General features: G+C 52.8%; 3 protein-coding genes and 1 pseudogene. All 4 read left to right on the forward strand.

Going from position 1 to position 2,974, the window contains the following annotated elements; translation table 11 throughout:
- Positions 1-295: hypothetical protein (locus VGM48_RS21340; RefSeq protein WP_331582465.1), on the forward strand; the 295-nt coding region annotated here is incomplete at its 5' end.
- Positions 296-452: 157 nt separating this feature from the next.
- The gene (locus tag VGM48_RS21345; RefSeq protein WP_331582466.1) at positions 453-1,538 is read left to right on the forward strand and encodes a hypothetical protein; all 1,086 of its coding nucleotides are present in this window, start codon (positions 453-455) and stop codon (positions 1,536-1,538) included.
- 36 nt (positions 1,539-1,574) lie between these two features.
- Positions 1,575-2,534, forward strand: a complete 960-nt coding sequence (locus tag VGM48_RS21350) for a hypothetical protein (protein ID WP_331582467.1) — start codon at positions 1,575-1,577, stop codon at positions 2,532-2,534.
- 2 nt (positions 2,535-2,536) lie between these two features.
- Positions 2,537-2,974: pseudogene (locus VGM48_RS21355) on the forward strand (PA-phosphatase); the annotation flags it as partial.

The following is a 2,974-nucleotide window of genomic DNA, read 5'->3' on the forward strand; positions in this document are numbered from 1 at the left end:
AGACTCGCTGGAGTTGCTTTGCATTCCGAACCAGGCATCGATGCGTCTTCAAACCGCGCGCAACGATTTTTTTCGCCAGGTCAATGACCTCCAGCAGCAGGACAACCAAGGGAAAAAGGCGTCCGTTCAAAAAAACTTCTCTACTTCGGATTATAATATACAGCGCGATCTCTACGTCCTGGATCTTCTTTATCCGACCGCCCTGCCCATTTCGTTGGAGCAGGTCCCCGTCATCCCCTCTTCCTATATATTGACGGCAGAAAAGCCACCCGACCTTCTTCGCACAGCTTGCTAGGTCTGGCTGGCGCCGAATGGCCTGTCCATTCCAATCCGGGTATCGGTATGCCCCGGCGTTCTCCTTTTTCCAAAAACAACATCTGCATAAACTTTGGGCGATTGCCTTTCAGACGACGCATCTTGTAGCCAACTAACAACCATTCAAAACTAACGAAATGAAAAAGTTCTATTTACTGCTTATGTCGCTGTCCATTCTCTTCACCAGGCAGGAAGTCTCCGCACAGGGTTGCGTAGCTATCCGGAGCACCGGCGGTTTCTGCTCGGCCGGCGGTGAAGAGCATATCGATACGACCAGCAAATGGCAGTTCAGCGCCAACAACCGATATTTTCGGTCCTTCCGGCATTATATCGGCACCAATCAGCAGAAGCAGCGGCAGACCTTGGGTACAGAAGTGATCAATCACCAGTACACGATGGACATGGCCCTGTACCGCCTGATCAATCCGCGCTGGTCTGTCATGCTGGATGTTCCGATCGAAGCGAATTCACGCTCATCTCTGTATGAGCACAACAACCTGGGCCGGTACCAGACCCATTCTTTTGGAGTGGGTGATATCCGGTTTGCCGTTTATGGCTGGGTGATCGATCCCGTGAAGATGCCCCGGGCCAATATACAGATAGGGTTGGGACTTAAACTGCCGACAGGTACTTCGAATTACCAGGATTATTTTCATTTGACGGACAGCACCAAGCGGTTGGGTCCGGTGGATCAGTCCATACAACTGGGGGATGGCGGCACCGGCATCACGCTGGAGTTAAACGCCTTTTACAACTTTTCCCATACGGTTGGCATCTATGGGAACTTTTATTATCTCAGCAGCCCGCGGGATGTGAATGGCACATCCACTGCCCGTGGGGCGACGGCATCGGCATCCGCCGTTAAGAATACCAGCGATGTCATGAGCGTTCCGGACCAGTATATGGCCCGCATAGGCGTCAACGTGATGGAGGGGCATTTCGCTTTTTCTGCCGGGATGCGGGACGAATGTCTTCCCGTGCATGACCTGGTGGGCGGCAGCGAGGGCTTTAGAAGGCCGGGCTATATCCTTTCGGCCGAACCGGGAGTGACCTATGTCTTTCCGAAAGTATCGCTGTATGCCTTCGTACCCATTGCGATGGTGCGCAACCGAACACAGAGCGTACCGGATAAAATAACGACGAAGCTCACGGGGACCTATACCCAGGGCGATGCCGCTTTTGCCGACTATACGGTCAATATCGGAGCAAATATCCGGTTCTGACTACCGGGCCAAAACTAACTGCTAAACTTATATTGCATGAAACTTCTTTTTTTCAAACATACCGTGTTCGCCTTACTCGTCCTGCTGCTGGCGCAGGCGCCGAGACTCCGGGCGCAAACGGACGAAGACGCGATCATGATGTCGAAAAAAAATCTATGCGTAGGCGCCACCTATATGCGTAGCAACTGGGACCATTATTGGGAAGGGACCTTCAAGCGTAACAACCAGAACCTTGGGACGGTTACTGCTCAAATGATTGGACTGATGGGGACCTATGGCGTGAGCCGCAAGCTGAATATCCTTGTCAATGCGCCCTATGTCGAGACAAAGGCCAGTGCCGGGACCCTGCATGGGCAGCATGGCATACAGGATCTTTCCGCCTGGATCAAATGGCTGGCGGTTGAACAGAATATCGGCAATGGGGTGCTGTCGCTCTATGCGCTTGGCGGCGCCTCGCTTCCACTGACAAATTATATTTCCGACTATCTGCCTTTGTCGATCGGGCTGCACAGCAGAACGGTTTCGGGCAGGATCACGGCGGACTACCAGCTTGGAAATTTCTTTGCGACGGCCAACTACACCTATACCTTTCGCGATGATATCACCATCGATCGCAATTCCTACTATACGACAGCGCTGCACGTCACGGATAAAGTGGACATGCCCAATATGACGGCCTTCAATTTCCGGACGGGTTATCGCAGCGAACGGTGGATCATCGAGGCGGTACTCTCCAACATGACGACGATCGGAGGGTTTGATATCCGGAAGAACGACATGCCCTTCCCCAGCAATAAAATGAATGCGACGATGGTGGGCGCCCATTTCAAATACAATTTCAAGGCAGTGGCGGGATTGTCACTCACGGGCGGAGGCAATACTACCGTTGCTGGAAGGAATGTGGGGCAGGCGACGGGGTTTGATATTGGCGTTTTTTATATCCTGGATTTTACTCACAAGACAAAAAAGACTGCAGTACCTGCTAAAACGAACTAATTATGAGACGCACGACATACCTGTTCATCGCGGCTTTTACGGTCCTTGCCGCTTGTAATAAAAACGTGAGCGACCGGACGGCCAACCTGCCGCCGCTGGCTCCGGCCAGCCAGGACCTGAATGCGGGAAACTGGAAGCTCATCCTGCTCTCCCGTCCGGATACCTTTGCGGTGGCCGCCCCTGTTGCGACCAATAACCCGTTATATATTGCCGATCTCAACGAGATCAAGGCCTACCAGGCCCATCCGGGCGACGACCAGGAGAACAAGATAAGATATTGGAGTGCCGGTGGGGTATTGCGTTGGAACGAGATCATGCGGGAACTGATGGCAAAATATAATGTGCCAGCGTACCAGAATGCGGATGGCAGCTATCCCGCTCCCAGCTCGACGAACCCCTTTGCCTATCCGCTTTTTCCGTTCACCAATCCTCCCTATGCC

The sequence above is a fragment of the Puia sp. genome, from assembly GCF_036500295.1.
Classification (GTDB): Bacteria; Bacteroidota; Bacteroidia; order Chitinophagales; family Chitinophagaceae; genus Puia.